The 26,801-nt window shown below is 69.7% G+C and carries 23 protein-coding genes; 4 read left to right on the top strand and 19 right to left on the bottom strand.

Annotation, left to right across the window (positions count from 1 at the left end):
- Positions 1–7: 7 nt before the first annotated feature.
- The 4 genes from bsaP to ACXJJ3_RS28545 all read right to left on the bottom strand — a co-directional run bounded on the left by bsaP (position 8) and on the right by ACXJJ3_RS28545 (position 5,081).
- The gene (gene bsaP / locus ACXJJ3_RS28560) at positions 8–187 is read right to left on the bottom strand and encodes a biotin synthase auxiliary protein BsaP (protein ID WP_458164918.1); all 180 of its coding nucleotides are present in this window, start codon (positions 185–187) and stop codon (positions 8–10) included.
- On the bottom strand, positions 184–1,179 hold the full coding sequence (bioB, locus tag ACXJJ3_RS28555; RefSeq protein WP_458164917.1) for a biotin synthase BioB: 996 nt from the start codon (positions 1,177–1,179) through the stop codon (positions 184–186). The genes bsaP and bioB overlap by 4 nt, the downstream gene beginning before the upstream one ends.
- Before the next feature lie 612 nt (positions 1,180–1,791).
- Positions 1,792–3,492 (bottom strand): GMC oxidoreductase, encoded by a 1,701-nt coding sequence (locus ACXJJ3_RS28550; RefSeq protein WP_458164916.1) that lies wholly within the window; start codon positions 3,490–3,492, stop codon positions 1,792–1,794.
- The gene (locus ACXJJ3_RS28545; protein WP_458164915.1) at positions 3,489–5,081 is read right to left on the bottom strand and encodes a succinic semialdehyde dehydrogenase; all 1,593 of its coding nucleotides are present in this window, start codon (positions 5,079–5,081) and stop codon (positions 3,489–3,491) included. The genes ACXJJ3_RS28550 and ACXJJ3_RS28545 overlap by 4 nt, the downstream gene beginning before the upstream one ends.
- Before the next feature lie 92 nt (positions 5,082–5,173).
- Here ACXJJ3_RS28545 and ACXJJ3_RS28540 point away from each other — a divergent pair, with 92 nt between their 5' ends.
- Entirely contained in the window at positions 5,174–6,622 is a 1,449-nt protein-coding gene (locus tag ACXJJ3_RS28540) for a hypothetical protein (RefSeq protein ID WP_458164914.1), read from the top strand.
- Between the two features lie 60 nt (positions 6,623–6,682).
- A complete protein-coding gene (locus tag ACXJJ3_RS28535) occupies positions 6,683–7,549 on the top strand; it encodes a nuclear transport factor 2 family protein (protein ID WP_458164913.1) in 867 nt (288 codons plus the stop codon).
- Here the strand turns inward: ACXJJ3_RS28535 and ACXJJ3_RS28530 are convergent.
- The 14 genes from ACXJJ3_RS28530 to groES all read right to left on the bottom strand — a co-directional run bounded on the left by ACXJJ3_RS28530 (position 7,546) and on the right by groES (position 20,519).
- Positions 7,546–7,962: a hypothetical protein gene (locus tag ACXJJ3_RS28530; RefSeq protein WP_458164912.1), complete on the bottom strand. Its 417-nt coding sequence runs from the start codon at positions 7,960–7,962 to the stop codon at positions 7,546–7,548. The genes ACXJJ3_RS28535 and ACXJJ3_RS28530 overlap by 4 nt on opposite strands.
- A gap of 69 nt (positions 7,963–8,031) precedes the next feature.
- Positions 8,032–8,478 (bottom strand): hypothetical protein, encoded by a 447-nt coding sequence (locus tag ACXJJ3_RS28525; RefSeq protein ID WP_458164911.1) that lies wholly within the window; start codon positions 8,476–8,478, stop codon positions 8,032–8,034.
- Between the two features lie 38 nt (positions 8,479–8,516).
- Positions 8,517–9,236, bottom strand: a complete 720-nt coding sequence (locus ACXJJ3_RS28520; RefSeq protein WP_458164910.1) for an acyl-CoA thioester hydrolase/BAAT C-terminal domain-containing protein — start codon at positions 9,234–9,236, stop codon at positions 8,517–8,519.
- Positions 9,233–10,339, bottom strand: coding sequence for a GuaB3 family IMP dehydrogenase-related protein (locus tag ACXJJ3_RS28515; RefSeq protein WP_325039849.1), 1,107 nt, complete (start codon positions 10,337–10,339; stop codon positions 9,233–9,235). Before ACXJJ3_RS28515 ends, ACXJJ3_RS28520 begins: the two co-directional genes overlap by 4 nt.
- 23 nt (positions 10,340–10,362) lie before the next feature.
- A complete protein-coding gene (locus ACXJJ3_RS28510; protein WP_458164909.1) occupies positions 10,363–11,031 on the bottom strand; it encodes a DUF4276 family protein in 669 nt (222 codons plus the stop codon).
- Positions 11,031–12,170, bottom strand: coding sequence for an AAA family ATPase (locus ACXJJ3_RS28505; protein ID WP_458164908.1), 1,140 nt, complete (start codon positions 12,168–12,170; stop codon positions 11,031–11,033). Before ACXJJ3_RS28505 ends, ACXJJ3_RS28510 begins: the two co-directional genes overlap by 1 nt.
- Positions 12,171–12,284: 114 nt before the next feature.
- A complete protein-coding gene (gene guaB / locus ACXJJ3_RS28500; protein WP_458164907.1) occupies positions 12,285–13,799 on the bottom strand; it encodes an IMP dehydrogenase in 1,515 nt (504 codons plus the stop codon).
- Positions 13,800–13,928: 129 nt separating this feature from the next.
- Positions 13,929–15,443, bottom strand: coding sequence for a hypothetical protein (locus ACXJJ3_RS28495; protein WP_458164906.1), 1,515 nt, complete (start codon positions 15,441–15,443; stop codon positions 13,929–13,931).
- Entirely contained in the window at positions 15,436–16,059 is a 624-nt protein-coding gene (gene shbA, locus ACXJJ3_RS28490; RefSeq protein ID WP_458164905.1) for an RNA polymerase sigma factor ShbA, read from the bottom strand. Before shbA ends, ACXJJ3_RS28495 begins: the two co-directional genes overlap by 8 nt.
- Before the next feature lie 129 nt (positions 16,060–16,188).
- Positions 16,189–17,250 carry a CU044_5270 family protein gene (locus tag ACXJJ3_RS28485; RefSeq protein WP_458164904.1) on the bottom strand — a complete coding sequence of 354 codons (1,062 nt, stop codon included), beginning with the start codon at positions 17,248–17,250 and terminating at the stop codon, positions 16,189–16,191.
- The gene (locus ACXJJ3_RS28480) at positions 17,247–17,831 is read right to left on the bottom strand and encodes an RNA polymerase sigma factor (RefSeq protein ID WP_458164903.1); all 585 of its coding nucleotides are present in this window, start codon (positions 17,829–17,831) and stop codon (positions 17,247–17,249) included. The genes ACXJJ3_RS28485 and ACXJJ3_RS28480 overlap by 4 nt, the downstream gene beginning before the upstream one ends.
- A 39-nt stretch (positions 17,832–17,870) precedes the next feature.
- The gene (locus ACXJJ3_RS28475) at positions 17,871–18,323 is read right to left on the bottom strand and encodes an N-acetyltransferase family protein (RefSeq protein WP_458164902.1); all 453 of its coding nucleotides are present in this window, start codon (positions 18,321–18,323) and stop codon (positions 17,871–17,873) included.
- 163 nt (positions 18,324–18,486) lie between these two features.
- Positions 18,487–20,106 (bottom strand): chaperonin GroEL, encoded by a 1,620-nt coding sequence (gene groL / locus ACXJJ3_RS28470; RefSeq protein WP_458164901.1) that lies wholly within the window; start codon positions 20,104–20,106, stop codon positions 18,487–18,489.
- Positions 20,107–20,222: 116 nt separating this feature from the next.
- Positions 20,223–20,519: a co-chaperone GroES gene (groES, locus tag ACXJJ3_RS28465; protein ID WP_130384566.1), complete on the bottom strand. Its 297-nt coding sequence runs from the start codon at positions 20,517–20,519 to the stop codon at positions 20,223–20,225.
- A 214-nt stretch (positions 20,520–20,733) separates the two neighbouring features.
- Between groES and ACXJJ3_RS28460 the strand changes: the two genes are divergently transcribed.
- Entirely contained in the window at positions 20,734–21,279 is a 546-nt protein-coding gene (locus ACXJJ3_RS28460; protein WP_458164900.1) for a peptidoglycan-binding domain-containing protein, read from the top strand.
- Positions 21,280–21,289: 10 nt separating this feature from the next.
- Positions 21,290–22,441 (top strand): THUMP-like domain-containing protein, encoded by a 1,152-nt coding sequence (locus tag ACXJJ3_RS28455; protein ID WP_458164899.1) that lies wholly within the window; start codon positions 21,290–21,292, stop codon positions 22,439–22,441.
- A 228-nt stretch (positions 22,442–22,669) separates the two neighbouring features.
- On the opposite strand, the gene ACXJJ3_RS28450 is transcribed toward ACXJJ3_RS28455, so the two are convergent.
- Positions 22,670–26,587 carry a S8 family serine peptidase gene (locus tag ACXJJ3_RS28450; RefSeq protein WP_458164898.1) on the bottom strand — a complete coding sequence of 1,306 codons (3,918 nt, stop codon included), beginning with the start codon at positions 26,585–26,587 and terminating at the stop codon, positions 22,670–22,672.
- Positions 26,588–26,801 lie beyond the last annotated feature (214 nt).

Here is a 26,801-nt window from a genome sequence, read left to right as displayed (position 1 = left end):
CCCAACCCTAGCCGGACGGGGCCGTGAGGACGCCGTGGACCGAGCAGCGGGCGGTCCAGCCCATCGGGTCGACCTGGACGATCATGCGGCGGCGGCATTCGGTGCAGTAGCGCGGGGGCTCCAGGGCGAGGGCCTGCACGCAGGTCTCGTGGCGGCCTTCCTCGCCGCAGCGGGCGCAGTAGGTCATAGCGACTTCTGGAGTTCCTTGACCGGCATCTTCAGCTCGGCGAGGAGGTCGAGGTCGGCGGTGGCGGGGCGGCCGAGGGTGGTGAGGTAGTTGCCGACGATGACCGCGTTGATGCCGCCGAGCAGGCCGTCGCGGGTGCCGAGGTCGCCGAGGGTCAGCTCGCGGCCGCCGGCGTACCGCAGGACGGTGCGGGGCATCGCCAGGCGGAACGCGGCGATCGTGCGGAGCGCGTCCTTGCCGTCCATCACCTCGAGGTCGCCGAACGGGGTGCCAGGGCGCGGGTTGAGGAAGTTCAGCGGGACCTCGTGCGGGTCGAGCTCGGCGAGCTGGGCGGCGAGCTCGGCGCGCTGTTCGAGGGTCTCGCCCATCCCGACCAGGCCGCCGCAGCACAGCTCCATGCCGGAGTCGCGCACCATCAGGCAGGTCTCCCAGCGCTCCTCGAACGAGTGCGTGGTGACGACGTCGCCGAAGTACGACCGGGCCGACTCGAGGTTGTGGTTGTAGCGGTGCACGCCCCACGACTTCAGCTCGTCGACCTGGGCCTGGGTGAGCATGCCGAGCGAGCAGGCGATGTTGATGTCGACCTCGGCGTTGATCGCGTCGATGCCGGCCTTGACCTGGGACATCAGCCGATCGTCGGGCCCGCGGACGGCGGCCACGATGCAGAACTCGGTGGCGCCGGTCTTCGCGGTCTCCTTCGCGGCCTCGACCAGTTCGGGGATGTTCAGCCAGACCGCGCGCACCGGCGAGGTGAACTGGCCGGACTGCGAGCAGAAGTGGCAGTCCTCGGGGCAGCCACCGGTCTTCAGCGAGATGATCCCCTCGACCTCGACCTCCTCGCCGCACCACTTCACCCGGACGTCGTGCGCGAGCGCGAGCAGCTCCGGCAGCTCCTCGTCAGGCGTCCGCAGCACCTCGGCCAATTGCTCCTGGCGCAGCCCGGCCCCCTGCTCCAGTACCTGCCTACGTGCCACGTCCAGGATCTCGCTCATGCCTCCGCCTCGCTTCGCTCGGCTCCGGCCTGACCGAGAAGCTCGACTCTGCTTCTTGTTCGCTCGCTCCGCTCGCTCACGTGTTCTCCTGCCTCATCAGAACGGTCGGGCTCACAGTAAGCGAGAGCGGTCCGCCGGTACTGCGGCGGGCGTCACGTGGAACACCCGGCACCGAAGTGCCTCAGCGACCACTCTCCGCACTTCCCGGAAAAGTTTCTGGTTTTTTCTCCGGAACCTCGTAACCCCCCGTAGATGGGCTCGTTGATGTGTGCAGAGGCGGTTACCGCAAGGAAGACCGCCACCCGATTACCAAGAGCGACTGAAGCTGATCATTACAGTCAGCACGCAGAGTGGTCACAAGGCCTGGAGCTCGCGGAAATCGGAGGTAAGGTAATAACCAAGAGCTCGGGTCGCCAGCTGTGGTTGGTGACCCGATCCCAAAGCGCCGGGCGCCTCACCCCGGCTTGAGTGGGTCCCTCGGGAAACGATTTGGGCGGAAACGTTCCCGAGGGACCTGCTCCCTTTTCCGGACCTTTTCTCAAAAGGCTCAGTCGAAAGCCTCAGCAACTTACTGCTGAGGCTTTTTCATTTGCCTCGAACAACAGCTCTTTGTTACGGCTCCGTCACAGCCTGCTTCGGAAAGATCGGCAGCCGCAGCGCCCCCGGTGCATCGTCCGGTACGACGGGACGCCCGGGCTTCACCGGCTGGATCCGCCGGTACTGCGCGCCGACCGCCGGCCGCGGGTCGTCGGCGCCCTTGTTCGGCCAGAACGACAGCGCCCGCTCGGCCTGGGCGGTGATCGTCAGCGACGGGTTGACGCCGAGGTTCGCGGAGATCGTCGAGCCGTCGACGATGTGCAGGCCGTCGTACCCGTAGACGCGGTGGTACGGGTCGACGACGCCGGTCGCGGCCGAGTCGCCGATCGCGCAGCCGCCGATGAAGTGCGCGGTCATCGGTACGTTGAACGGTTCGCCGATGGTGCCGCCGGGGGTCCCGTTCATCAGCCGCGCCATCCGCCGGACGACCTCGTTCGCGACCGGGATCCAGGACGGGTTCGGCGCGCCGTGGCCCTGCTTGGAGGTGAGCTTCCAGCGGCCGAGCTTGTCGCGCTTGCCGTACGTCGTGATCGAGTTGTCCGCGGTCTGCATCACCAGCGCGATCACGGTCCGCTCGGACCAGTGCTTGAGGTCGTACAGCCGGCGGATGTTCTTGCGCTGCACACCGAGCTCGCGCAGCCAGGTCCGCCAGCGCGGCTTGTCGCCGTCGCCGTCGGTCAGCACGGTCTGCAGCAGCGACATCGCGTTGCTGCCCCGGCCGTACCGGACCGGCTCGATGTGCGTGATGTCGTCGGGGTGGAACGACGAGGTGATCGCGACCCCGCGGGTGTAGTCGACGTCGGTCTCCCGGGAGATTGCCCCGAGCAACGACTCGGAGTTGGTCCGGGTGAGTACGCCGAGCCGGTCCGACAGCCGCGGCAGCTTGCCCTCGTCGCGGAGCCGGTGCAGCAGCTTCGCGGTCCCGAGCGCCGACGCGGCGAACACGACCTGCTGGGCGGTGAAACGCCGGGTCGCCTTGCGGTGCGACGTACGGCAGGTGTCGATCGCGTACCCGCCATCCGGCAGCGGCTCGACGGACGTGACCGTGGTCAGCGAGTAGACCTCGGCGCCGGCCTTCTCGGCCAGGTACAGGTAGTTCTTCGTCAGCGTGTTCTTCGCGTTGTGCCGGCAGCCGGTCATGCACTCGCCGCAGTCGATGCAGCCGGTACGGCGCGGTCCGGCGCCGCCGAAGTACGGGTCGTCGACCTCGACACCGGGCTCGCCGAAGAACACGCCGACCGGCGTCGGGTGGAACGTCTCCCCCACCCCCATGTCGTCCGCGACCTGCTTCATCACCTTGTCCGCGGGCGTGAACCCCGGGTACGTCGTGACGCCGAGCATCCGCTTCGCCTGGTCGTAGTACGGCGCGAGCTCGGCCTTCCAGTCGGTGATGTGCGACCAGGCGCGGTCGGTGTAGAACGCGGGCAGCGGTTCGTACAACGTGTTCGCGTACACCAGGCTGCCGCCGCCGACGCCCGCGCCGGACAGGATGATCACGTCCCGCAGCGCGCTGATCCGCTGGATGCCGTACATCCTCAACTTCGGAGCGAAGAGAAACCGCTTGGTGTCCCACGAGTTCTTCGCGTACGACGCGTCGTCGAACCGGGCGCCCGCTTCCAGGACCGCGACCCGGTAGCCCTTCTCGGTCAGCCGCAGCGCCGACACCGAGCCGCCGAAGCCGGACCCGATGACGACGACGTCGTAGTCGAAGGTCATGGGCGGCCGATCTTCTTCAGCACCCGCAGCGCGCCGGTCATCAGCTCGGCGAACTTCTCGTCGGAGATGCCGTGCGACGCGGCGATCGGGATCAGCCGCTGGGTGGCGATCGCCTGCGGTTCGACGTACCGGCGGATGCCCTCGACGCCCTGGCGGCGCCCGAGGCCGGACGAGCGCATGCCGCCCATCGGGGTGTCGATCGAGCCGAAGGTCGCGCCGTACCCCTCGTTGACGTTCACGGTGCCGGCCATCAGCTGCGCCGCGACCGCGCGACCGCGGCGGCCGTCGCGGGTCCAGACGCTCGCGTTCAGGCCGTACTCGCCCTCGTTCGCGCGCTGGATCGCCTCGGCCTCGTCGGAGAACCGGTAGATCGAGACGACCGGACCGAAGGTCTCGTTGTCGAAGCACTCCATCGCGGGCGTGACACCGGACAGTACGGTCGGCTCGTAGAACAGTTCGCCGATGTCCGGGCGGGGCTTGCCGCCGGCCAGGACGGTCGCGCCCTTCTCACGCGCGTCCTCCACGTGCCGGGTGACCGTCTCGAGCTGGGCCTTCGAGATCAGCGAGCCCATGTCGACGTCCCAGCCGGTGCCGGCCGAGAGCTTGAGCTTCTTCACCCGGTCCACGAACGCGGTCACGAACGCGTCGTACACCTGGTCGGCGACGTACAGGCGTTCCATCGAGACGCAGAGCTGGCCGGCGTTCGCGAAGCACGCGCGGACGGCGCCCTCGGCGGCGCGGTTGATGTCGGCGTCCCGCAGTACCAGCATCGGGTTCTTGCCGCCGAGCTCGAGGCTGCAGCCGATCAGCCGCTCGCCGCACTGCTGCGCGACCAGCCGGCCGGTCTTCGTCGAGCCGGTGAAGCAGATGTAGTCGGCGTTCTGGATCAGCGCGCCGCCGACGGTCGGGCCGTCGCCGTTCACCGCGAGCCAGGCCTCGCGCGGCAGCCCGGCCTCGTACAGCAGCTCGATGCCGCGCAGTGCGGTCAGCGGGGTCTGGCTGTCCGGCTTGTGGACGATCGTGTTGCCGGCCAGGATCGCCGGCAGCGCGTCCGAGATCGCCATCGTCAGCGGGTAGTTCCACGGAGAGATGACGCCGACGACGCCCTTCGGGACGAAGCGTTCCTCGGCGCGGGTGAGCACCGGGAAGATCCCGAGCTTGCGCTGCGGCTCGAGCAGCTCGAACGCCTTGCGGCCGTAGTACCGCGCGGTCAGCGCGACGTGCGCGAGCTCCTCGAACGCCTGCTTCCGCGCCTTGCCGGACTCGCGGATGATCAGGTCGACCAGCTCGTGCCGGTGGTCGAGGACCAGGTCGTGGTACCGGAGCAGGATCGCGGCGCGTTCGGCCAGCGGCACCCGGCGCCAGCTCTGCTGGGTCTTCCGCGCGGCCCGGACCGCGGCGACCACGTCGTCCGCACTCGAGATCGGCAGGTCCGCGATCGGCTGCCCGGTGGCCGGCGCGTACGACGTCCGGGTGCCCGCGGTCGCCCGCAACAGCCCCGACAACCGCCGGATCACCGACTGATCGGTGGCGTACGACGCGGTCGGATCGAGCTCCGGATCCGCAGGAATCGACGTCTGCTCGCTCATAACTCAAGGCTACCTGCCGGTAACGGCGGCTGTCAGTATCAGAGGATGGTTAAGCTGAGCGGCTGAAACCTGCGAAGGGGTGGAACGTCAAGATGGTGGACAGCGGGGGGCTCTGGACGCCTCCTGAGGACGAGCTCAGTGAGGCGCTGCAGACAGCCCAGGTGCTGATCGAGGAAGGCCGGGCCGACGAGGCCGGGCCCTACCAGCAGCGGGTCATCGAGCTGGCCAGGGAACGAGCCGAGGCACGCCCGAACCACTACGAGGCCAAGCATCTGATGGCCGCGACGCAGTACGAGCTGGCGGGATCGCTGAACGCGTCCGGCCGGCACGAGGAGGCGCTGACCGCGCTGCACGAGGCGCAGCTCGGCTACACCGAGCTCCAGGACGCCGGCGTGCTGGACGCGACCTGCTTCCTCGCCGACGTCCGCGCCCGGCGCGCGATGACGCAGGCGCACCGCGGGTACGGCGCCACCGCCGTACTGGAGATGGACGGCGCCGTGATCGCGTACGGCCAGCTGGTCGGCGGCGAGGACGGGCTGAAGCACCAGCCGGACTTCGCCCGCGTCCTCGCGATGAACTCGCTGATCCTCCGCCGGTACGGCGACCCCGCGCTCGCGGTCGCCTCCGCCGATGCGGCGACGCAGCTGTTCCTGCAGCTCGCGGACCAGATCAACGAGAGCCCGCAGTCGCTGTCGTACGCCCGCTACCTGTGTACGGCGACAGCGGTGTCGGCCGACGTGCACGCCGCCGAGGGCCGGATGGACCTCGCGCTCGAGGCCGACGAGATCGGGTTGACCACGGCCGACTCGCTCGCCGACTCGGACTCGGTCACGGACATGCGCACGCTGGTCGCGGCCCTGGTCCGGAAGGGCAAGCACCTCGGCAGCGTCGGCCGCCTGGAGGGCGAGGCCTGCCTGCGGACGGCGTACGACACCGACCCGGACACGGCGACCCGAGTGGTCGAGGAGCTCGACCGTGGGCTGCCGTTGACGCTGGTCGCCGCGCTGGAGAACGCCGAGCTGAAACTCGGGCCGTTCGAGCAGTACTACCGGCTGGTGGCGCTGAGCGAGCCCGCGCCCGGGATGACGCTGGCGACCGTGTCGGGCCGGACGGACCCGGAGTCGGCGGCGGTCCGCGCGACCGAGCTCGCCGAACTGGTGCGGCCGCTGCTGTCCCAGGACGGCGACGCGGCGCTGACGCTCGGGCTGGAGGCGCACTACCTGTTCGCGATCTCGTCGGAGCGGGAGTCGCACAAGATGCGGTTCCAGACCGCGACGTACGTGCCGATCTGGGCGCAGCTGCTGCTGAACATCTCCGAGGCGTTCTTCCAGGCCGGCCGGATCGAGATCGCGCTCGACCTCGGCGGCTGGTGCGCGGAGGTCGCGACCGCGCTGATCCCGTACGCCGACAACAGCGAGACGATGAAGGACCTGGCCGGCGCCTGCTACCGGCACCACGGCGACCTGCTCGCCGCGACCGGTGACGTGACGGCCTCGCACCACGCCCACGAGGCCGCGGAGCAGCTGCAACTCGGTCGCTGACGCGCCGAAAGCTTGACGCGCCGTTCTCCCCCGGCGGACGCTGACGCTGGGGGTACGGACATGGATGTCGTGGAGTTGCACAACCGCGTGGTCACGAACTTCGCGGAGCTGGTCTCGGCGGTGGCGGCCGATCAGTGGCCCGCCCCGACGCCGTGCACGGACTGGGACGTCCGGGCGCTGGTGAACCACGTCGTCGGCGAGGAGCGCTGGACAGCGCCGCTGATGGCGGGCCGGACGATCGCCGAGGTCGGGGACAGCCTCGACGGCGACCTGCTCGGGGCGGAGATGGCGGCGACCTGGTCGATCGGCAAGGTGCACCTGTCGTACGGCGACGAGGACCCGCACGAGTACCTGCGCCAGCTGGCGGCGGACCACCTGATCCACGGGTGGGACCTAGCCGTCGCGATCGGCGTACCGCCGCGGATGGACGTGCAGGTCGTCGACGAGGTCGCGAGCTGGTTCGCCCAGCGCGAGGAGCTGTACCGGTCGGCCGGGATGATCGGCGAGCACCTCGACGGGTTCAGCGACCCGGCCGAGTCGCTGCTCGCCGCGTCCGGACGGGATCCGCGGTGGACGCCGGAGCTTCCGGTGGTGGAGCGGTTCGGGGATGCGTTCGCGGCCGGCGATCTGGACACGGTGATGTCGTACGTCACCGACGACATCGTGTTCGAGTCGACGGCTCCGCCGGACGGCGGGCGGTTCGAGGGCGCGGAGGCGGTCCGGGCGGAATGGGCGCGGCTGTTCGCGGAGACGCCCAGCCCGCGGTTCGAGGTCGAGGAGACCGTGGTGCTGGGCGGACGGGCGCTGGTCCGGTGGCGGTACTCGTGGGACGAGCCTTCCGGCGGGCGCGGGCACGTCCGCGGTGTCGACGTCTTCAGGCTCCGGAACGGGAAGATCGCCGAGAACCTGTCGTACGTGAAGGGCTAGTCGGTGGTGTCGGTGCTCTCGGTGCTCTCGGTGCGGAGCGCGCCGACGAACAGGCCGGCTTCGGCTTCGGTCATGCCGGTCTCCGAGACGACCAGGGCGGTCGCCTGGTGGAGTTCGCCCGCGGCCTTCAAGGCGCGGGTCCGTTCGGCCAGGTTGGTGTTCGGGCGGCGGACGACCGGAGTCCCGGTGGTCGGCGGCACGTAGCGGCCGTCCCGGATCTCGTCCACCAGCTCCTTCGCGTGCACGAGCCCGAGGCCGGTGCGCTCGCGGACCAGCTTGACCGCGTTCACCACTTTCTTCGTCGTGATCAGGAACCGCACCTGGTCGACATCGTCGGGGGACAGTCGCGCGCGCCCTACGGCAAGGGCAACGTTGTCCGTGTCCTGGCTGCTTCGTCGGCTGAACCATCCCATGCGGCAATCCTTCCAGAAGCCGGCAAACCGCGAGCACCATCAGCAAGTCGCCCAGCATCTGGGCACCGGTCAGCTCCCGACCCCGCCGGCTGGAACATCCTCGTAGTCCGCGACATACGCGTTCGCGAGGTCGAACGAGCCCAGCAGCCGGAGCGCAGCGTCGCTCACCACCAGCTCGGTGCCGTCGTCGAGGGCGAAATCGTCCTGCCCTGCTCTGCCGGCCGGGATGAGGCGGAACCAGTCGCGCGGCACTTCGCGACGAGATGCGAGCGCGTACTGCTCGCCCAGCGATGCTCTGGCCGGCTCGAGCTCGTAACCGGTGAGATCGGAGGCCCGCAAAGCAGCGGCAAGGCGCTCCGTCACCAGCCAGAACGGGACCGTGGTGACGAGGTCGTCGCCCAGCCAACCGTCGAAGACAAGATGCAACGGCCCCGAGTCCGCGACCCGCTGATTCCGGTCGCGGCTGCATTCAGGCGCCAGACCACCCGGCACCTCGGCATCGACGTAGTGGTACACGATCTCTCCTCATCGAGTGGCGAGCTGATCGTCCAGGCTCAGCTTCCGGCGAGTACCCGCAGGACCTCCGGCCAGGCCAGCTCGCCCAGCTCTCGGTCCGCCGCATCCGTCCCGCCGCGCGCCATCCGCTGCCCGGCGGTCTTCGGCTCCTCCCCCGGCAGCACCGCGCGATGCCCAGCCGCCCCGACCGTCACGACCGACGTCGGGCGATCACCACGCCGCCGCACGATCTCCTCCGCGAACTCGACCGCCGGCCACACCTGGTCGTCACCACCCGCGACCAGCAACACCTCACCCCGGATCCGCTCCACCGGGATCCGCATCGCGTCGGTCGCCGCCCGCAGGCTCTCCCAGTACAGCCCGGTAAAGCTCGGCGGGTCGGTGTCGGGCTGCCACCGCCGGTCGTACGGAACGAACGGCAGCGCCTCACCACGCCACGTCCACCCGGACCGCTGGCTGCCGTCCTCCAGGTTCCTGCCCCACACGTACGCGCTCGGGGCGAACGCGATCACCGAATCCACCCGCGCATCCAGCGCACCGAGCAGCAGCGCCGCCTCCGCACCCCACGAGCTGCCCATCACGACCACCCGGTCGTGGTCCGCCAGTTCGTCCAGCGGGAACGACTCCAACGGCACCTCGTACGTCACCGGCCACGTCGGCGCGAGTACGTCGTACCCCGCGTCCTCGAGCAGCCCTGCACGCCCGAGGTCCGGCGCACCGCTCGAACCGTGCAGGAGCAGCACGCCGGTGCTGGTCACCCGACGACGACCTCGACCCGCTGGAACTCCTTGAGCTCCGTGTAGCCCGTCGTGGCCATCGCGCGTTTGAGGGCGCCGACCAGGTTCATCGTGCCGTCCGGGACCCAGGACGGGCCGAACAGGATCTGCTCCATCGTGCCGGTGACGCCGACCTCGACGCGCTCGCCGCGCGGCAGGTCCTGATGCCACGCCTCGGCGCCCCAGTGGTACCCGCCACCGGGGGCGTCACTCGCGCGGGCCAGCGGCGAACCGACCATCACCGCGTCCGCGCCGCAGGCGATCGCCTTCGCCACGTCACCGGAACGACCGACCGAACCGTCCGCGATGACGTGCACGTACCGCCCGCCGGACTCGTCCATGTAGTCGCGCCGCGCCGCCGCCACGTCGGCCACCGCCGACGCCATCGGCACCGCGACACCGAGCACCTTCCGCGTCGTGTGCGCCGCGCCACCGCCGAAACCGACCAGCACACCGGCCGCGCCGGTCCGCATCAGGTGCAGTGCCGCCTGGTGTGTCGCGCAGCCACCGACGATCACCGGGACGTCGAGATCGTAGATGAACTGCTTCAGGTTCAGCGGCTCGGCCTGGCCGGACACGTGCTCGGCGGACACCGTCGTACCGCGGATGACGAACAGGTCGACGCCCGCGTCCACGACGTGCTTCGCGAACTGCTTGGTGCGCTGCGGCGACAGCGCCCCGGCCACGGTCACGCCGGAGGCGCGGATCTCCTGCACCCGCTGCGAGATCAGCTCAGGCTTGATCGGCGCCGCGTAGATCTCCTGCAGCCGGTGCGTCGCCTGCTGCGCGTCCAGCTCGGTGATCTCGGCGAGCAGGCCCGACGGGTCCTCGTACCGCGTCCACAACCCCTCGAGGTTGAGCACGCCGAGCCCGCCGGCCTTCCCGATCGCGATCGCCGTCTGCGGCGACATCACCGAGTCCATCGGCGCCGCCAGGATCGGCAGCTCGAACCGGTACGCATCGATCTGCCAGGCGACCGAGACCTCCTCGGGATCCCGCGTCCGCCGCGACGGCACGATCGCGATGTCGTCGAACGCGTACGCCTGCCGACCACGCTTGGCGCGGCCGATCTCGATCTCGGTCATGGGGCCAGCCTACCGATTGCCACTCACCGGCCGAGAAGCTGGTCCACCCAGGACTTGAGGCCCGGACACTCGCCGATGACCGCCGCCAACCCCGCGTCGCGGATCACCTCGATACCGTCCGTGACCTTGTCGTAGTCGGGCCAGCACCGCAGAACCCGTTTGGACGGAGCAGTCTGAGGCGAATCGTTCAGCAACTCGATGTCACCTGCGACAGCCTGCGCCTCGGCCCGCAGCTTGCTCGCCGCTGCGCGGTCGCCCAGCGCGGCTCCTGATGCAAGCACCGAAGCAATCACCCAGGTCTCAAATTCGTGCAATACGACGTGCGGGACGAATCGAGGGTCAGCGATCGCCTTTCGCATCTCCTCGACGCGAACCTCGACACATCGCCGAGGTTGGTGTGGCCGATCGCAACAGGCGGCGCCCGGTCCGTTCCGTGGGTACGCATAGAAATCAACCAGGATGGACACACACCGGTAGTGGGTCGCAGCCAGCAGCTTACGAAGGTCGTTCTCGTAGTGCTTCCAGACCATTCCACCGCCTTTGAAGGTGGTGCCGTCGGCGAGCCGGGCGGTCTTGACGATCACCGGAGTCACATAAGCGCCGAAGGGCAGCAGGTAAGGCGCCAGGAGCTCGTGGACGAAAGCCGCTTCTGTTTGGCCTTCGACGAGAATCGCGATCTGACGAAATTCCATCAGCTGCGGACCGCGCTGGGTGAATCGTCCGGCCGCGGCCGCCCACCTAGCAGGTTCTTCTCCCAGAGCTCACCCAGGGAGTACTCCGAGAGCCAATGCGCGAGCTCATCCGGATCGGGCCTTTGAATCCTGGTTCCGGTCGACGACCGCTCCACGATCGCCACCTCGGCGACACTGAACTGCTCCAGCAGAGTGACCGATTGGGTCGCGGCCACCACGCGACGATCCGTGGCCGCCCGCCGCAGGAGCGCCGCGAGCTGGTGGATCGCGAACGGGTGCAATCCGAGTTCGGGCTCGTCCAGCACGATCGTCCCGGGCGCGTTGTCCTGGAGAAGCAGAACGGCCAGACACACGAAACGCAGCGTTCCGTCGCTGAGATTGTCCGCCGAGAACACCGAGTCCAGTCCTCGTTCCCGCCAGCGAAGCCGGATCGCACTCGCTTCCGGCGTAAGGACGAAGTCGTCGAAGTACGGTGCGACCGTACGCACCGCCCGGACGATGCGCCGATAGCGTGGCGGGTCGTCGGACTGGAGCCGCAGCAGAACGGCGGCGATGTTGTGCGCGTCGGGCGCAAGGGTCAGATTGTCGGCCGAGTCGACCCGCCGCTTCGGCGGCGCGTCGGCGCTGGTGTCATCGAAGTGAAACACGCGGCACCCGGCGACGACCCGAAGTACGTAGGACGCCTTCGCGTCGTCCGCAGCCTCTGCGCGCAGACGGCTCTCCAGCGCTGCGGGCAGCGAACTCTCGTGCGCCCGCTCGTACCTGGACCGGTCGTGGAACATCGTGGTCTCGCGGACCAAGGCTGCGTCATCAGGCGCGGGCTCGATCAGCACCTTGTAGCCGTTGGAGGTATCGCCCTGCCAGTCACCCCAGACCTCGAGCTCGATCGCCTCCGGAGTCAATGCCGGATCCGTGGGCCGATGAAGGATCGCTGCGAATCCGCCTGTCCGGATGAGGTGTTCGTTGAGCTGGCGGTCGATCACCCTGCCCAGCATCTCGAACGCATCCACGACATTGCTCTTACCAGCACCGTTCGGTCCCACGAGCAGCGTCACGGGGCTGGAAAGGTCCAGTTGCGCATGACCTATCGAGGTGAGGCCGGCTACCTCGATCCGCCGCAGCGGCACCTCAGCGGTCACGCAAACCTCCATCAGTTGTGCACTTGTTGCAGCAAGTGCACAACCACCTTGTCATATGACAAGCGAGAAACCCTTGTCATAGACAAGGGTTTCTGCCGGCTGAGCCTCGACGGGTCAGCGGCCCGAGTAGTTCGGGGCCTCGACCGTCATCTGGATGTCGTGCGGGTGGGACTCCTGCAGGCCGGCCGAGGTGATCCGGACGAAGCGGCCCTTCTCCTGCAGCTCTTCGACGGTGCGGGCGCCGGTGTACCACATCGACTGGCGGAGGCCGCCGACCAACTGGTGCGCGACCGCGGACAGCGGGCCGCGGTACGGCACCTGGCCCTCGACGCCCTCGGCGATCAGCTTCTCGTCGGTGCTGCCGTCGTGCTGGAAGTAGCGGTCCTTCGAGTAGGACTTGCGGAGGCCGCCGGACGACGACATCGCGCCGAGCGAGCCCATCCCGCGGTACGCCTTGAACTGCTTGCCGTTGATGAACACCAGATCGCCCGGCGACTCCTCGCAACCGGCCAGCAGCGAGCCCAGCATGACCGTGTCCGCACCCGCGACGAGCGCCTTCGCGATGTCGCCGGAATACTGCAGGCCGCCGTCGCCGATCACCGGGACACCGGCCGGCTTGCAGGCCAGCGACGCCTCGTAGATCGCGGTCACCTGCGGTACGCCGACACCGGAGACGACCCGCGTCGTACAGATCGAGCCCGGGCCGACGCCGACCTTCACACCGTCCGCGCCCGCGTCCACCAGCGCCTGCGCGCCCACCCGGGTGCCGACGTTGCCGCCGACGACGTCCACGCCGCGGGTCGCCGGGTCGGCCTTGAGCTTGCGGATGATCTCGATCTGCGCCTTCGAGTGCCCGTGCGCGGTGTCCACCACCAGCACGTCGACACCGGCCTCGACCAGCGTCATGGCGCGCTTGTACGCCTCGCCGAAGAAGCCGATCGCGGCGCCGACCATCAGCCGGCCGGTGGCGTCCTTGGTGGACAGCGGGAACTTGTCGCGCTTGACGAAGTCCTTCAGCGTGATCAGGCCGGTGAGCTTGCCGGCCTCGTCGACCAGCGGCAGCTTCTCCACCTTGTGCTTGCTGAGCAGCGCCATCGCGTCGTCGGCGGCGATCCCCTGCCGGCCGGTGATCAGCGGCTGCTTGGTCATCACCTCGCGGACCGGCCGGGACAGGTCGGTCTCGAAGCGCATGTCGCGGTTGGTGACGATGCCGACCAGGACACCCGCGTCGTCCACCACCGGGACGCCGGAGATCCGGTACTGCGCGCAGAGCGCGTCGGCCTCGCCGATGCTCGCCTCCGGGCCGATCGTGATCGGCTGCGCGATCATCCCGGACTCCGAGCGCTTGACCAGGTCGACCTGCTGCGCCTGGTCCTCGATCGAGAGGTTGCGGTGCAGGACGCCGAGGCCGCCCTGCCGGGCCATGGCGATCGCCATCCGGGCCTCGGTGACGGTGTCCATCGCGCTGGACACCAGCGGGATGTTCACCCAGACGTTGCGGCTCACCCGGGACCGGGTGACCGCCTCGGACGGGATGACGTCGGACTCGTTCGGCTGCAGCAGGACGTCGTCGAAGGTGAGGCCGAGGACGGCGAACTTGTCGGGAACTCCAGCGGGGGTGATGTCCATGGGGAAAACGTGCACCTTTGTACGGCGAGAACGGAACCCCATCCTATCCGCGCCGCAACCCGGCCCCGAATCCGCCGTCCACAGGCCTCCGCCCGCCACGATCACGTGACGGGCGGGGTGTGACCGGTGCTACTTCTTCTCGGTCGGTCCGTTGACGATGCCGAGGATCTGCAGCAGGCTCGCGTCGTCGGTCGACCCGTGCGTCCGGGCGATCGCGGCGTGCTTACCCTCCGGGTAGTGGCCGGTGGAGTGCTTGCCCTTGGCGTAGGCCTTCTTGACCGAGCCGGTGCTGACCTTTCCGCTGGAGTGCTTCGCGGACTTGGTGGTCGCCGACTTCGCCTTCGCCTTGGTGGTCGCGGGCTTCGCGGCCGCCTCCGACTTGGCGGCGGCGTCGGACTGGCCGAAGTACTGCTGGGCGCTGTCCAGGGTGGGCGGCAGGCCGGTCGGGGTCGGCAGTACGTCGACCGGGACCGCGCCGAGGGCACTGTCGAGCAGGTTGTCGATCGCACTCGGGATCGCCGTCGCGACGTCACCCGGCGTAACCGCCCCGGTGCCCGTCGAACCAGTACCTGTCGAGCCGGTCCCGGTGCCACCGGTGCTCGTGCCGCCGGTGCTCGTGTCGCCGGGCGGGGGTGTGGTGGCGCCGGTGCCGCCGCTCGTCCCGGTCCCGTCGGTGGTCCCGGTGCCGTCCGTCGTGCCGGTGCCGGCGCCGGTCTCGCCGTTCGCGGGCTGGGTCGGCGCGGTGGTCGGGTCGGTGGAACCGGTGTCGGTCGAACCGTTCCCGCCGGTGCCGGTGTCCACGCTCGCCGGGGGCGTCGTGGTGGTGTCCGTCGGGGTCGGCGTCGGCGTACCGGTGGTGTCGGTCGGCGTCGACGGCGGATCCGTCGGCTCCCCGGTCGGCTTGTCCGTCGGCGTACCGGTCGGCTCGCCGGTCGGCGTGTCCGTCTTGGTGTCCGACGGCGTCGTGGTCTTGGTCCCGGACGGCTCCGGCGTGGTCTTGATGCCGTTGTTGTCGGTGACCACGTCCTGCGGCTTCTGCGCGTCCGGCGGCAGCGGGACGATCAGCGGCTTCTCGGTCAGCGGCAGCGGCGGCATCGTGATGTTGTCCCGCGCCTGCGGTGAGTCGTCGGTCGGGTCGCCGGACCCGTTCGCGCCGGCGTGATCCGCCTTGACCCTGGCCTGGAAGTCCTTGCCGACCTTCACGATCTTCTGCCGGTCCACCACCGGCAGCCCGTTCAGGTCCTGCTTCGGGAAGCTGGTCTGCGGGCGGACCGCGTCGACCATCTTCTCGATGACCTTCTCGTACGGCGACAACGGGTCGCCGGTGACCGCCGCGGCCACCCCGGACACCGACAGCGCGGCGACCGCGGCGACCCCGAACGCCAGGCCCCGGGTCGCCACCTTGCGGGCGAACGGGTCGGTGATCGGATTCAGCGCGGCGCAACGCGCCAGGAAGGACTCCGGATCGTCGATGGTTTCCACCGGGAGTTCGTCCTCGACCTCCACGGCCAGCCGTAGTTCGGCCAGCAGCGCGACGGCCGGGTCGTTCTCGCCCGCGGTGCGGGCGGACTCCCCTCCGGCAGCGAGCAGATCGAGCAGCGCGTCATCGGCCTCGATCGCGTCCAGGTCGAACCGGTCAGCCATGATGCCCCTCCCCTGCTCTTCCTCGTTCCAGCTGTGCTTCATGCCCCACATACCCCCTGAGCGTGTTCAACGCTCGATGCTGTGCGACCCTCACCGCCCCCGGTGTCATCCCCAGTGCCCGGCCGGTCTCCTCGGCTGACATCCCCGCAACGACGCGCAGGCGGAGGATCTCGCGCAGCTTCTCCGGCAGCTTGTCCAGCAGGCCCATGATGTGCTGGACCTCGGACTGCCGAACCGCACGCTCCTCAGGCGTCGGTGACTCGTCCGCGCCGTCCGGCAGGTCCGGCGTCGAAACGTCGGCGACCGCGAACGCACGCTGGGCATCGGCGACCTTGCGGGCCGCGATGCCGTAGACGAAAGCCTCGAAAGGCCTCCCCTCGTCGCGGTACCGGCCGAGCGCGCCGAACACCGCGACACAAACCTCTTGAGCGACGTCGTCGACCATGTCGGCGCCGCCCGGATAGGTCCACAGACGGGACCGTACGTAACGGTGCGCCACAGCGCGCACCCTGGTGAGCAGGTCATTGAGAGCTGTACGGTCCCCGTCGCCGGCCAGCGCGGCAAGATCCCTGAGCTCGACCCGGTCGTGGGTGTCAGGCACTTTGACCTCTGTCACCCCTCGCCCCCTCGTGATTTCCAGACCGGTCAGCCTGAAAGATGGTACGGCCCTCGTCTGCGGTTGCCTAGTGTCAAGTCAAGGTCAAGCCCTTGTTTTGATCACAATCTGTCACTACTGGCCGGTTACCTACTTCACCACGGGCTGTGTCGCGGTAATGCGGGTGCTGACCGCGTACGCGGTCACGACGTCGCCCGGCCGGAGCCCCGGGACACCGCCCGGACCGGGCAGTACGACGTCCCGGCCGCCGAGGAACGCGCCGCTGGTCCCGGAGACGATGATCTCGTTGCGGAGCCCCGGGCCGACGTACCCGATCGCCCGGCCGTGACGGCCGTCCAGCGTGACCACGTCGTCCAGCAACTGGACCCCGGGGATCTTGGCGGCCGCCCGGTACAACGCGGCCCGCAGGTCCGCCGGGACCAGCCCGGACTCGAGCGCCGTGCTCAGGTGCAGGAACGCCCGGAAGTCCGGCGGCGACGGGTGACCGAATCCGGTGGTGTCCTTGCGGAGCGCGGCGAGCAGCACCTCCGGGTCGCGCGGCTGCGCGGCGAGGAAGGCCGGCGTGGGCGTGGTCCAGCTGGCCTGGCACTGCGTGCTGGACGGGTTCGAGCGCCTGATCGGATCGCTGCAGCTCGCGTAGCCGGTGGTGGTCCGGCCGGGGGTGGCGAACAGTTCGGGTGCCAGCTTCCGGGCGGCGTTCCGGGCGGCCGCGCTCGGGAACTCGACCCGGACGAGCTTCGTGCCCTGCAGGACGTACCGCGACGCCGGCGTGGCCGGGATCCACTTGTTGCTGCGGCTGAAGATCGTCGCCCGGAGGTCCGGGTTCTTGGTGAAGGTGTCGATCATCGACGACTGCACGGTGATCTGCCGGAAGTGCCCGGGCGGGATCGGGGCGTCCGGGTTCGCGCCGATCGCGGCCGCGGCGTCGTTCAGGAAGGTCCCGGCGTCGGCGGTCGCACCAGGCGGTACGGCGTGGTCGCGGGTCACCACGTCCGCGATCAGGAACCCGCCGGCCAGGGTCACGGTCAGCGCACCGGCCACCAGCAGCCGGGGCCGTACGGCGTACGGCCGTCGCGCATCGTGAACAGCGGGTGCGGGTGCGGTGAGCAGGCGGCGGGCGCGGGCCAGGACGATCGGGTCCGGATCCGGTACGTCGGCGCGGACGCGCTTCAGCAGGTCGATCTCGGTCATGACGGGTTCTCCTCGAAGTCGGGGCCGAGCGCGGAGCGGAGGGCTCGACGGGCTCGGTGCAAGCGGGAACGGACGGTGCCGACCGGCAGGTCCAGCGCCTGCGCGATCTCGGTGTAGGACAGGTCTTCCCAGGCGTAGAGCAGCAGGACGTCCCGCTCGGCCGGCCGCAACCGGGCGAGTACGCCGGTGAGCAGCCGGGAGGCGGAGGCGGCATCCACCCGCGCCGCGACCTCGGCGTCGAGCAGGTCCAGGTCGCGGTCGCCACCGGCACGCGCGTACGCCCGGTACTGCCGGACCTCGTCGCGTCGCCGGCGCCGGACCAGATTGGTCGCGATGCCGTACAGCCACGGCAGCGCGCCGTCGGCGGAGTACTTGTGCCGGCTCTCGAACGCGATCAGGAAGGTCTGACCGAGCAGGTCGTCGGCCTCGGTCCGGCCGAGCCGTCGCGCGACGTAGCGGTGGATGGTGACGGCGTACCGGTCGAACAGCCGCGCGAACTCCTCGGGCTCGTCGGCCCGGACGAGGTCGTCGTCGGCGGGTGGATCAGGTGGCGGGTGGGTGGTCGCTCGGGTCGGTTGCATACCTTCTTCTGCCCGATCCCCGCGATCCGGTTCCCGGTCTCAGGCCCGCGGCGCGCTGAACCGGATCAACTCGGTGGCGTGATCGCCGCCCCAGTCGATCGGCGTACGGCCGGTCTCGAGCCAGCCGGCGCGGCGGTACAGCCGTTCGGCGGCGCCGCGGTTGTCCACCACCTCGAGCGACAGCTCCCGCCCGAACTCGGCCGCCGTGGTCACGCAGTGGCCGAGCAGTTGCCGGCCGAGGCCTCGCCCGGTCGCGGCCGGGTCCACGAACAGCCGCTCCACCTCGGCCCGTTCCCCCACCCCGGTGAGTACGACGTGCCCGGCAACCCGCCCCTCGTCGACGGCCACCCAGCAGCCCAGCGCGGTCTCCGGCGTCAACCACGCCGCCGGGTCGGCGGGCCAGTTGATCGGGTACCCGGCCTGCTCGTGCACCGCTCGCAGCAACTCGACACACACCACGAGGTCCTCGTCGCACCGCTCCCGAATCAGCATCCACCCATCCCACCAGATCCCCCGGCCACCCGCCGAAAGCGGGGACGCGCGACAGGCCCCACAGGCGGCCAAACCCGGCCGGCGGAAAACAGCGCACCGCCCGGCAGCGGACGCTGCCGGGCGGTGCTTGTGTGCTGTGCTGTCGAACTACCAGACCTGAGGATCAGTGGCCGTGACCGTGGCCGTGACCGGCCGCGGGGGCTTCCTCTTCCTCGGGCTTGTCGACCACCAGGGTCTCGGTGGTCAGCAGGAGCGCGGCGATCGAGCCGGCGTTGGCGAGCGCGGACCGGGTCACCTTGACCGGGTCCAGCACGCCGCTGCCGAGCAGGTCGCCGTACTCACCGGTGGCCGCGTTGAAGCCGAAGCCCGGCTCCAGCTCGGACACCTTGGCGACCACAACGTAGCCCTCGTTGCCGCCGTTCTCGGCGATCCAGCGCAGCGGCTCCACGACCGCCTTGCGGACGATCTTGACGCCGGTGGCCTCGTCGCCGTCGAGCTCGAGGTCCTTGTCCAGCACGGAGGCCGCGTGCACCAGGGCGGAGCCGCCGCCGGCGACGATGCCCTCCTCGATGGCGGCCCGGGTCGCGGACACCGCGTCCTCGATCCGGTGCTTCTTCTCCTTCAGCTCGACCTCGGTGGCCGCGCCGACCTTGATCACGCAGACGCCGCCGGCCAGCTTGGCCAGCCGCTCCTGCAGCTTCTCGCGGTCCCAGTCGGAGTCGGTGCGCTCGATCTCGGACTTGATCTGGCTGACCCGGCCCTCGATGTCCTCGGCCTTGCCGGTGCCCTCGACGACGGTCGTGTTGTCCTTCGAGACCACGATCCGGCGCGCCGAACCGAGCACCTCGAGGCCGACCTGGTCGAGCTTCAGCCCGACCTCGGGGGCGACGACCTGCGCGCCGGTGAGCGCGGCCAGGTCCTCCAGCATCGCCTTGCGGCGGTCACCGAAGCCCGGCGCCTTGACGGCGACCGAGGTGAAGTTGCCGCGGATCTTGTTGACCACCAGGGTCGACAGGGCCTCGGCCTCGACGTCCTCGGCGATGATCAGCAGCGTCTTGCCGGACTGCACGACCTTCTCCAGCAGCGGCAGCAGATCCGCGATCGCGGAGATCTTGCCCTGGTGGATCAGGATGTACGGGTCCTCCAGCACCGCTTCGCCGGCCTCGGCGTCGGTGATGAAGTACGGCGAGATGTAGCCCTTGTCGAACTGCATGCCCTCGGTGAACTCGAGCTCGGTCCCGAAGGTGTTCGACTCCTCGACGGTGATCACACCGTCCTTGCCGACCTTGTCGAACGCGTCGGCGATCAGCGCACCGATCTCGGCGTCGCGCGCGGAGATGGTCGCGACGTGGGCCATGTCGCCCTTGTCGTCGACCGGCTTCGCGGTGTCCACCAGCTTGGCCGACACGGCCTCGACGGCCGCCTCGATACCGCGCTTCAGACCCATCGGGTTGGCGCCCGCGGCGACCGCCCGGAGGCCCTCGTGCACCAGCGCCTGCGCCAGCACCGTCGCGGTGGTGGTGCCGTCACCGGCGATGTCGTTGGTCTTGGTGGCAACCTCCTTGGTGAGCTGCGCACCAAGGTTCTCGAACGGGTCGTCCAGCTCGACCTCACGGGCGACGGTGACACCGTCGTTGGTGATGGTCGGGGCGCCCCACTTCTTGTCCAGGACGACGTAGCGGCCCTTCGGCCCCAGCGTCACCTTGACCGTGTTCGCGAGCTTGTCGACGCCGCGCTCCAGCGCGCGCCGGGCATTCTCGTCGAACTCGAGGATCTTCGGCATGAAGAAAACCAGTCCTTTTCTGAAATGTCCGTACGGCGGTTCCCGCTGCCCTGACCCACTCCGCCCCGGTACCAGAGGTAGCCGGGGCGGTGTCAGTCAGGAACAGCGGGCGGTCGTCACTTGCTGACGACTGCGAGGATGTCGCGGGCGCCCAGGATCAGGTAGTCCTGGCCGTCGTACTTGACCTCGGTGCCGCCGTACTTGGAGTAGATGACCTTGTCGCCGACGGCGACGTCCAGCGGGACGCGGTTGCCGTTGTCGTCGATCCGGCCCGGGCCGACGGCGAGGATCTCGCCCTCCTGCGGCTTCTCCTTGGCGGTGTCCGGGATCACCAGGCCGGACTTCGTGGTCTGCTCGGCTTCGAGCGGCGCGACGAGGACGCGGTCCTCGAGCGGCTTGATCGTGACCGACACTTGCTGACCTCCACGGTCGAATTCGCTTGTCTGTGACATGTGGTCGCGCTCCCCTGCCGTCGCGGGGGTCAGAGGCCGGACCGCTGGCACCCTCCCACGGAGAGTGCCAACACCGAATCTAGGCCGCGATTAGCACTCGGTCAACTCGAGTGCCAAACGAATCTCAGCCTGAGACGTACTGGCCCCGGTGACCGCCCGGCGACACAATGTGGTCATGCGGCTACCCAAGCTGTCCGGCAAGACCCTCGCCTTGCTGGCAGCGGTCGGCGCCGTCGCGGTCGGAGGCGTCGCGGCCAACGTCTCCAAGCACCGTTCACCCGCCGCATCGGATACGCCGACCGCCCAGCCGACTCCCCACGATGCACCCGTGGCCGAACCGCAGGTTCCACAGTGCAGGTCCGCACGACTCGTACCGGTCAACCGCAGCTGGGGCATCCCGATGCCGTCCCTCGTGAACAGCCCCAGCACCGAATGCAACTTGAGGTACGGCGACAACCCGTACCGCGGCTCCGACCACACAGGTGATCCCGAGACCGCCATCCTGGTCCTCCAGCGCAACCTGAACTTCTGTTACGGCACCAAGCTCGCCGTCGACGGCATCTACGGCAACAAAACCCGAGCCGCGGTCAAAACCGTCCAAAGCAAGCACCGTCTGACAGCGGACGGCGTCTACGGCCCGAAGACGCGTTCCGCGATGAACTGGCGCCTGTACTCGATGGCAACCCGCAGCTGGAGCAGGAGCTGTTCCAGCCCCCTCTAGAGTTGCCGGGGTGACTGTCACCGCGTTGCTCGACGGACCGGGCGCTGAGGTACTGGCTGCCGCGTGCGACGCATTCCGCCCCGGCAGCGAGCTGCAACTGGTGGAAAAGCTCAGACGCCGGTACGACGCCCCACTGGTCACGGCTGCAGTCACCCAAGCAGCCCTGCGCCACCGCGCCGTCGCCAAGTTCGGCCAGGACGCGGAGCGCATGTACTTCACCCCCGACGGCCTCGAACAGGCAACCCGTACGACGGTCAGCACCCACCGCGCGGCCCGGGTGGCGGCGGCACGGATCGACACGATGGTCGACCTCGGCTGCGGCATCGGCGGCGACCTGATCGCCACGGCCCGGGCGGGAGTACAGGTCACGGGCGTGGAGCGTGATCCGGAGACGGCGGCGGTCGCCCGCGCGAACCTGGCCGCATTCGGCCTGCCCGGCGAGGTCCTGGTCGGCGACGCGGAGACGACGGACCTCACGCCGTACGCGATGGTGTTCGCGGATCCGGCGCGGCGGGCCGACGGGCGGCGGGTGTTCGACCACAACGCGTACTCGCCGCCGTGGTCGTTCGTCACCGGTTTGCTGCAGCGGACCGCCTGCGTGAAGGTCGCGCCCGGCCTCCCGCACGACGCGATCCCGGACGGCGTCGCGGCCGAGTGGATCAGCGACCGCGGCGAGGTGAAGGAGGCGGCGCTCTGGTCCGGCGACCTGTCCGACGGTACGCCGCGCCGCGCGACCCTCCTCCCGGAAGGCACGACCGTCGCGGCCGCCCCCGAGGCCGACATCGGCCCGGTCGGGCGGTATCTCTACGAACCCGACGGCGCCGTCGTCCGCGCCGGCCTGGTCACCGCGGTCGCCGCCGCCGTCGACGGCCGACTGCTGGATCCGCGGATCGCCTACGTGACGGCCCCGCAGTACGTCGCAACTCCGCTGGCGTCGGCGTACGAGGTACTGGAAGAGCTGCCCTACAAGGAGAAGGCGCTCCGCGCGTGGGTCCGCGGCCAGGGCATCGGCACGCTGGAGATCAAGAAGCGCGGCGTCGACCTGGACCCCGCCCAGCTCCGCAAGAAACTCGCCCCGAAGGGCTCTGCCACGGCCACGCTCATCATCACCCGGATCGGCCGCGACGCCGTCGCCTACTCCTGCCGGCGGGTGCCGACCTAGGACTTGCGCTCGGTGGACATTCGAACATATGATCGATCTCGCGTGCGGGTCTCCGGGCGACTTGCCGACGGACGAGGTGCTGCGTCCGTTGCCGCGCTCCCCGGAGACCCGCCACTAATCCGTCACCGTGCGTTCACCTGCATTGGCCACGCTGAGAACCAGAACCGGTCGACCGCCGGCCGTTCGCCTGGGGAGCAGGCGGTGCGCATCACCCCCCAGGCTTTTGCCTCAGTTCGGCCGGTTGACGGTCACCGTGCGGACGGGCTGAGCACCTCCGTTCCCGCGGATCGTCAGGGTCAGCTGCGACACACCGTCCGGCCAGGCGACGTCGACCGGGATCGTGGTCCGGCCGCGCCGGGCCAGCAGGCCGGAGTCGTCGCCGATCGACGCCCATCGCGGCTGCGGCGCGATCGGGTCGGACGTCGCGACCGTCACCAGGCTCGTGCTGACCAGGAACGGCGTGACCAGGTTGCCCTGCGCGTCGAGGTCCACCGACGTCCCGGGCAAGCCACCCACGGAGTACTCCGGAACTGTCAGCGAGGACTGCTCCGCACAGGTCGCCGGATCGATCTGCCGGTACACCGACTCGTTGTGGCCGAGTCCGTCGCCGAAGTCGACCGTGTTCGACCACAGCGACTGCGACACCGGGTTGTACCCGAGCCCGGAGGCCTGCCGCGGGTACATGCAGTTCCCGAGCAGCTCGCCCGGATCCGCGTACCCGAACCCGGCCAGCGTCCGGAGCTGCGCCTGGAACCCGCCGCGCTGGCTCTGCGCCGAGGTGAAGAACCGGTCCTGGTCCACGTCGTACGCGAGCCCGACCAGCTGCAGATCCGGGCGGTACCCGGTCGGCACCAGCGACACCTGATCCGGCTGGTTCGGGTTGACGCAGGCGATGTCGGTGCTGACCCGGTAAAGGGTCATACACAGCAGTGACCGGCCTGGGACCCAGGCGAGGTCGGTCGCCACCGTCAGCGCGTCACCCGCTCCGACAGCGTTGGCGATCGGCGCCATCGGAATCTCCGCGCCGGTCGGGTCGCCGCCGGCCGTGACCTGGACGATCCGCTGCCCGATCAGGTCGGTGGCCCAGTACAGACCGTCGACCTCCTCGACCGCCGTCGTCGCGCGACCGAAGTCGATCTTCGAGACCTCGGTCCCCGGCGCCGCCCCGGCGGTCCCCGGGACCGACAGCCGCGCCCGCCAGTTGAGCGGTCCGTCGCCGTCGTTGCGCAGCGACACCTCCACCGGTTTGCCGGACCGCGGCGTGACCGTGGCCGGCGCGTTGATCACGCCGCTGGTCAACGCCGTGCGGAGCGCGACCTCCTGCCGATCCGTTGTCAGCTTCACAGCCTGCGCCGGTACGGCGTCGTACCCGGGCCTTGCCAGCACCGACAGCTTGTACTGCCGCCCGGTCATCAGCTGGAACCGGTACTTGCCCTGCGCGTCCGTCACGACCCGTTGGGCGAGCCAACCGTTCTGGTCGTGCAGGTCGACGTTCGCCCCCTGCACCGGCTTGCCCGCCTTGTCCACCACTGTCCCGTTGACGAAACCGTTCGCCGGCAGGCTGAAGTGGATCTGCCGGTCGCTGGTCAGCACCGGCTCCTTGTTCGAGTAGGTGAACTCGGTGCGGTCCGCCGCCCGCCCGTCCGGGCTGTGGTCGCTCAGCGACACGATCGTCTGCCCGCCGGCCTGCGCCGGGTCGCCCGGATCGATCCCGCGGTACGCGAACACGATGTCGCCGCGCTCGTGCACCGTGACCTCGTAGCTGAAGTGCACGTCCTCGCCGACCACCGCGTAGTCCCGGAACTCCATCGTGAACGTCCGGTTCGGCGCCGTCCCGCTGGTCCGGGTGAACAGCCGGGCCTGCCCGTCGTCGAACGCGGCGCCGAGCCGCGGGGTCAGCCCGAAGTTCACCGTGTCGTAGCCGTACTCGGCGTACGGGTAGTTGTCCCCGTTGTACGGCGTGGTCCAGAACCCGACCTGCGCGATCCCGCCCGGCGCCATGTAGGCGGTGTCGTACGTCTTCCCGAAGTACGTGAACCGGAACGGCAGCTTGACCGGCGTCGAGTCGTAGACGTGCGGCTTGGTGACCGGCTGGTCGCCCTCGATCCAGTTCACCGGTTCGAGGCCACAGCTGTACCCGTAGCTGCCGCCCCACCAGCCGTCCGGGACCTGCGGCTGGTCCGACCGCCGGACGAGCTCGATCGCGGGGACCGTGGTGTTCCCGGTCACCTGGATCGTCCGGTATGTCGGCGTCGCGCACCGCCCGCCGTCGTCGACCTTGACCGTGTAGCTCCGCGGCCCGGGCACACCCTTCAGCGTGAACTGCCCGTTCGCATCCGCGGTCGCGGTGTACTTCGTCCCGACGATCGTGGCCGTCCCGGCGAGCGGCCGCCCGGTCTGCTGGTCCGCGATCGTGCCGGTCACCGTGAACCCTTCGGTGTCGGCCAGCTGTACGTCGGTGGTCGTCGTCTGCCCGGCCGTCACCGTGATCGACGCCGTCCCGGCCTGGTACCCGAACGCGCTCACGGTCGCGGTGTAGCTGCCGACCGGGACGCTCGCGACCGCATAGTTGCCGTCGGCATCGGTACGGGTGGACCGCTGACCGGCTGTCCCGGACAGCGACACCGCCGCGCCGGACACCGGCGTACCGGTGCTGCTGGTCACCTTGCCGGCGACCGATCCGGCGGCACCCGCGTCGACCGCCTCGACCAGGGCCAAGGCGTCCAGACGGCCCTCGCCGTACACGTTGTTGTCGGCCGCCGTGCCTCCGCAGGTGGTGTCGTCGGCGTCCTGCGCGGTCTGGTCGAGCAGCTCCCGGATCCGCGCGACGTTGCCGATCAGTTCCGGGTGCGCGGACAGCAGCAGGGCGACGGCTCCGGCCACATGCGGCGCGGCCATCGACGTACCACTCATCACCGCGTAGCGGCCGTTCAGGTAGCTCGAACGGACCAGGTCGCCCGGGGCAGAGATGTTCGGCTTGACCTCACCGTCCTGGCCGGGGCCGCGACTGGAGAAGCTCGCGATCGTGCCGTTCTCACTGTAGGCGCCGACCGCGTAGTTCAGGGTCCGGCTGCCCGGGCTGCCGGCGGTGTTGCAGCCGGGCCCGTTGTTGCCGTTGCTCCAGACACCGAAGATGCCCGAGTCCGCCCACGCCTGCTGGATGTCCTCGAGGAACGGCTCGGTGGTCGGATCGGTGGAACCCCAGGAGTTGTTGACGATGTTCGGCCGCTTCGACGGGTCCGGCGCGCTGCCGTCCTGCTTGGTCGGCGCGAGCATCCACTGCGACGCCTGCAGCAGGGTCTCGTCCGACGCGCAGCAGCCGTTGGCCTCGATCCAGCGGGCGCCCGGCGCCACACCGGTCTGGTTCGGGCCGCCGTCGTCGCCGACCATCGTGCCCATCGTGTGCGTGCCGTGGCCCTGGTGGTCGGTCGGGTACTGCGAGGCACCCGAGGTGTCGAGCCAGTTGTAGTCGTTGCTGAACGAACCGTCCGCGTTCGTGCCGCGGTACTGCTCGACCAGCGCCGGGTGGCTCAGCTCGGTCCCGGTGTCGATGCTCGCCACCACGATGCCGTCGCCGCGGGCGCCGTACTTCTGCCAGACCTGGTCGGCCTTGATGTTCCGGACGCCCCACTCGGGCCCGGTCGCCGCCGCGGCGGCCTTGGTCCGCACGGGCTCGGCCTGCTGGTACGAGACCGGCGCGAAGATGCTCTGCACCTGCGGCGCCACGCTCAGCGTCTGCGCCAGCATGTAGTCGCCGTTGTGCACGCGGATCGCGTTCGAGACCCAGTACGACGCGTAGTCCACGTGGGCCTTGTCGAGGATCGCCCGGGCCGCGGCCTGCGCGTCCTTGGACGCCTTGGTCAGCCGGTCGACGACGTACGCGCCGCGTTGGTTCCAGTCCGCGATCCCGGTCGCGGCCGAGGTGTCCGCGGCGGTGCCGAACTTGATCCAGAAGTCCTGCCGTCCGGAGCTGTCGGTGGCGAACTTCTGCTGCAGCGGCTTGGCGATCTTGTCCCGGTGGTCGGCCGGCGGACCGGCGTCCGGCCGGGCGTTCGCCGGTGCGCCGAGCAGTGCGGTGGTCAGGGTGAGCGTGAGGAGGAAGAGCAGGAACGCACGACTTCGACGGAACTGCGAGGAGACAAACATGGGCGGGGGCTCCCTGTGCGGTTGGGCGGGATCAGAGCGGCTCGTAGTCGTCGGTGCCGTCCGGCACCTCGGGCTCGGCCGGCTCCTCGGAGGCATCGGCCGCGGACAGGTCGGACCCCTGATCGGCCCGCGGCTTCTGTGGTTCACACATGCAGGCAGTCAACTCCGGCGACGCGTCCCGTGGGCGTCCCGACCGCACTAATGTCGACCGGGC

The sequence above is a fragment of the Kribbella sp. WER1 genome, assembly GCF_054189145.1.
The sequence above is the reverse complement of the archived record's forward strand: the minus strand, read 5'-3'. Positions and strand labels throughout refer to the sequence as shown.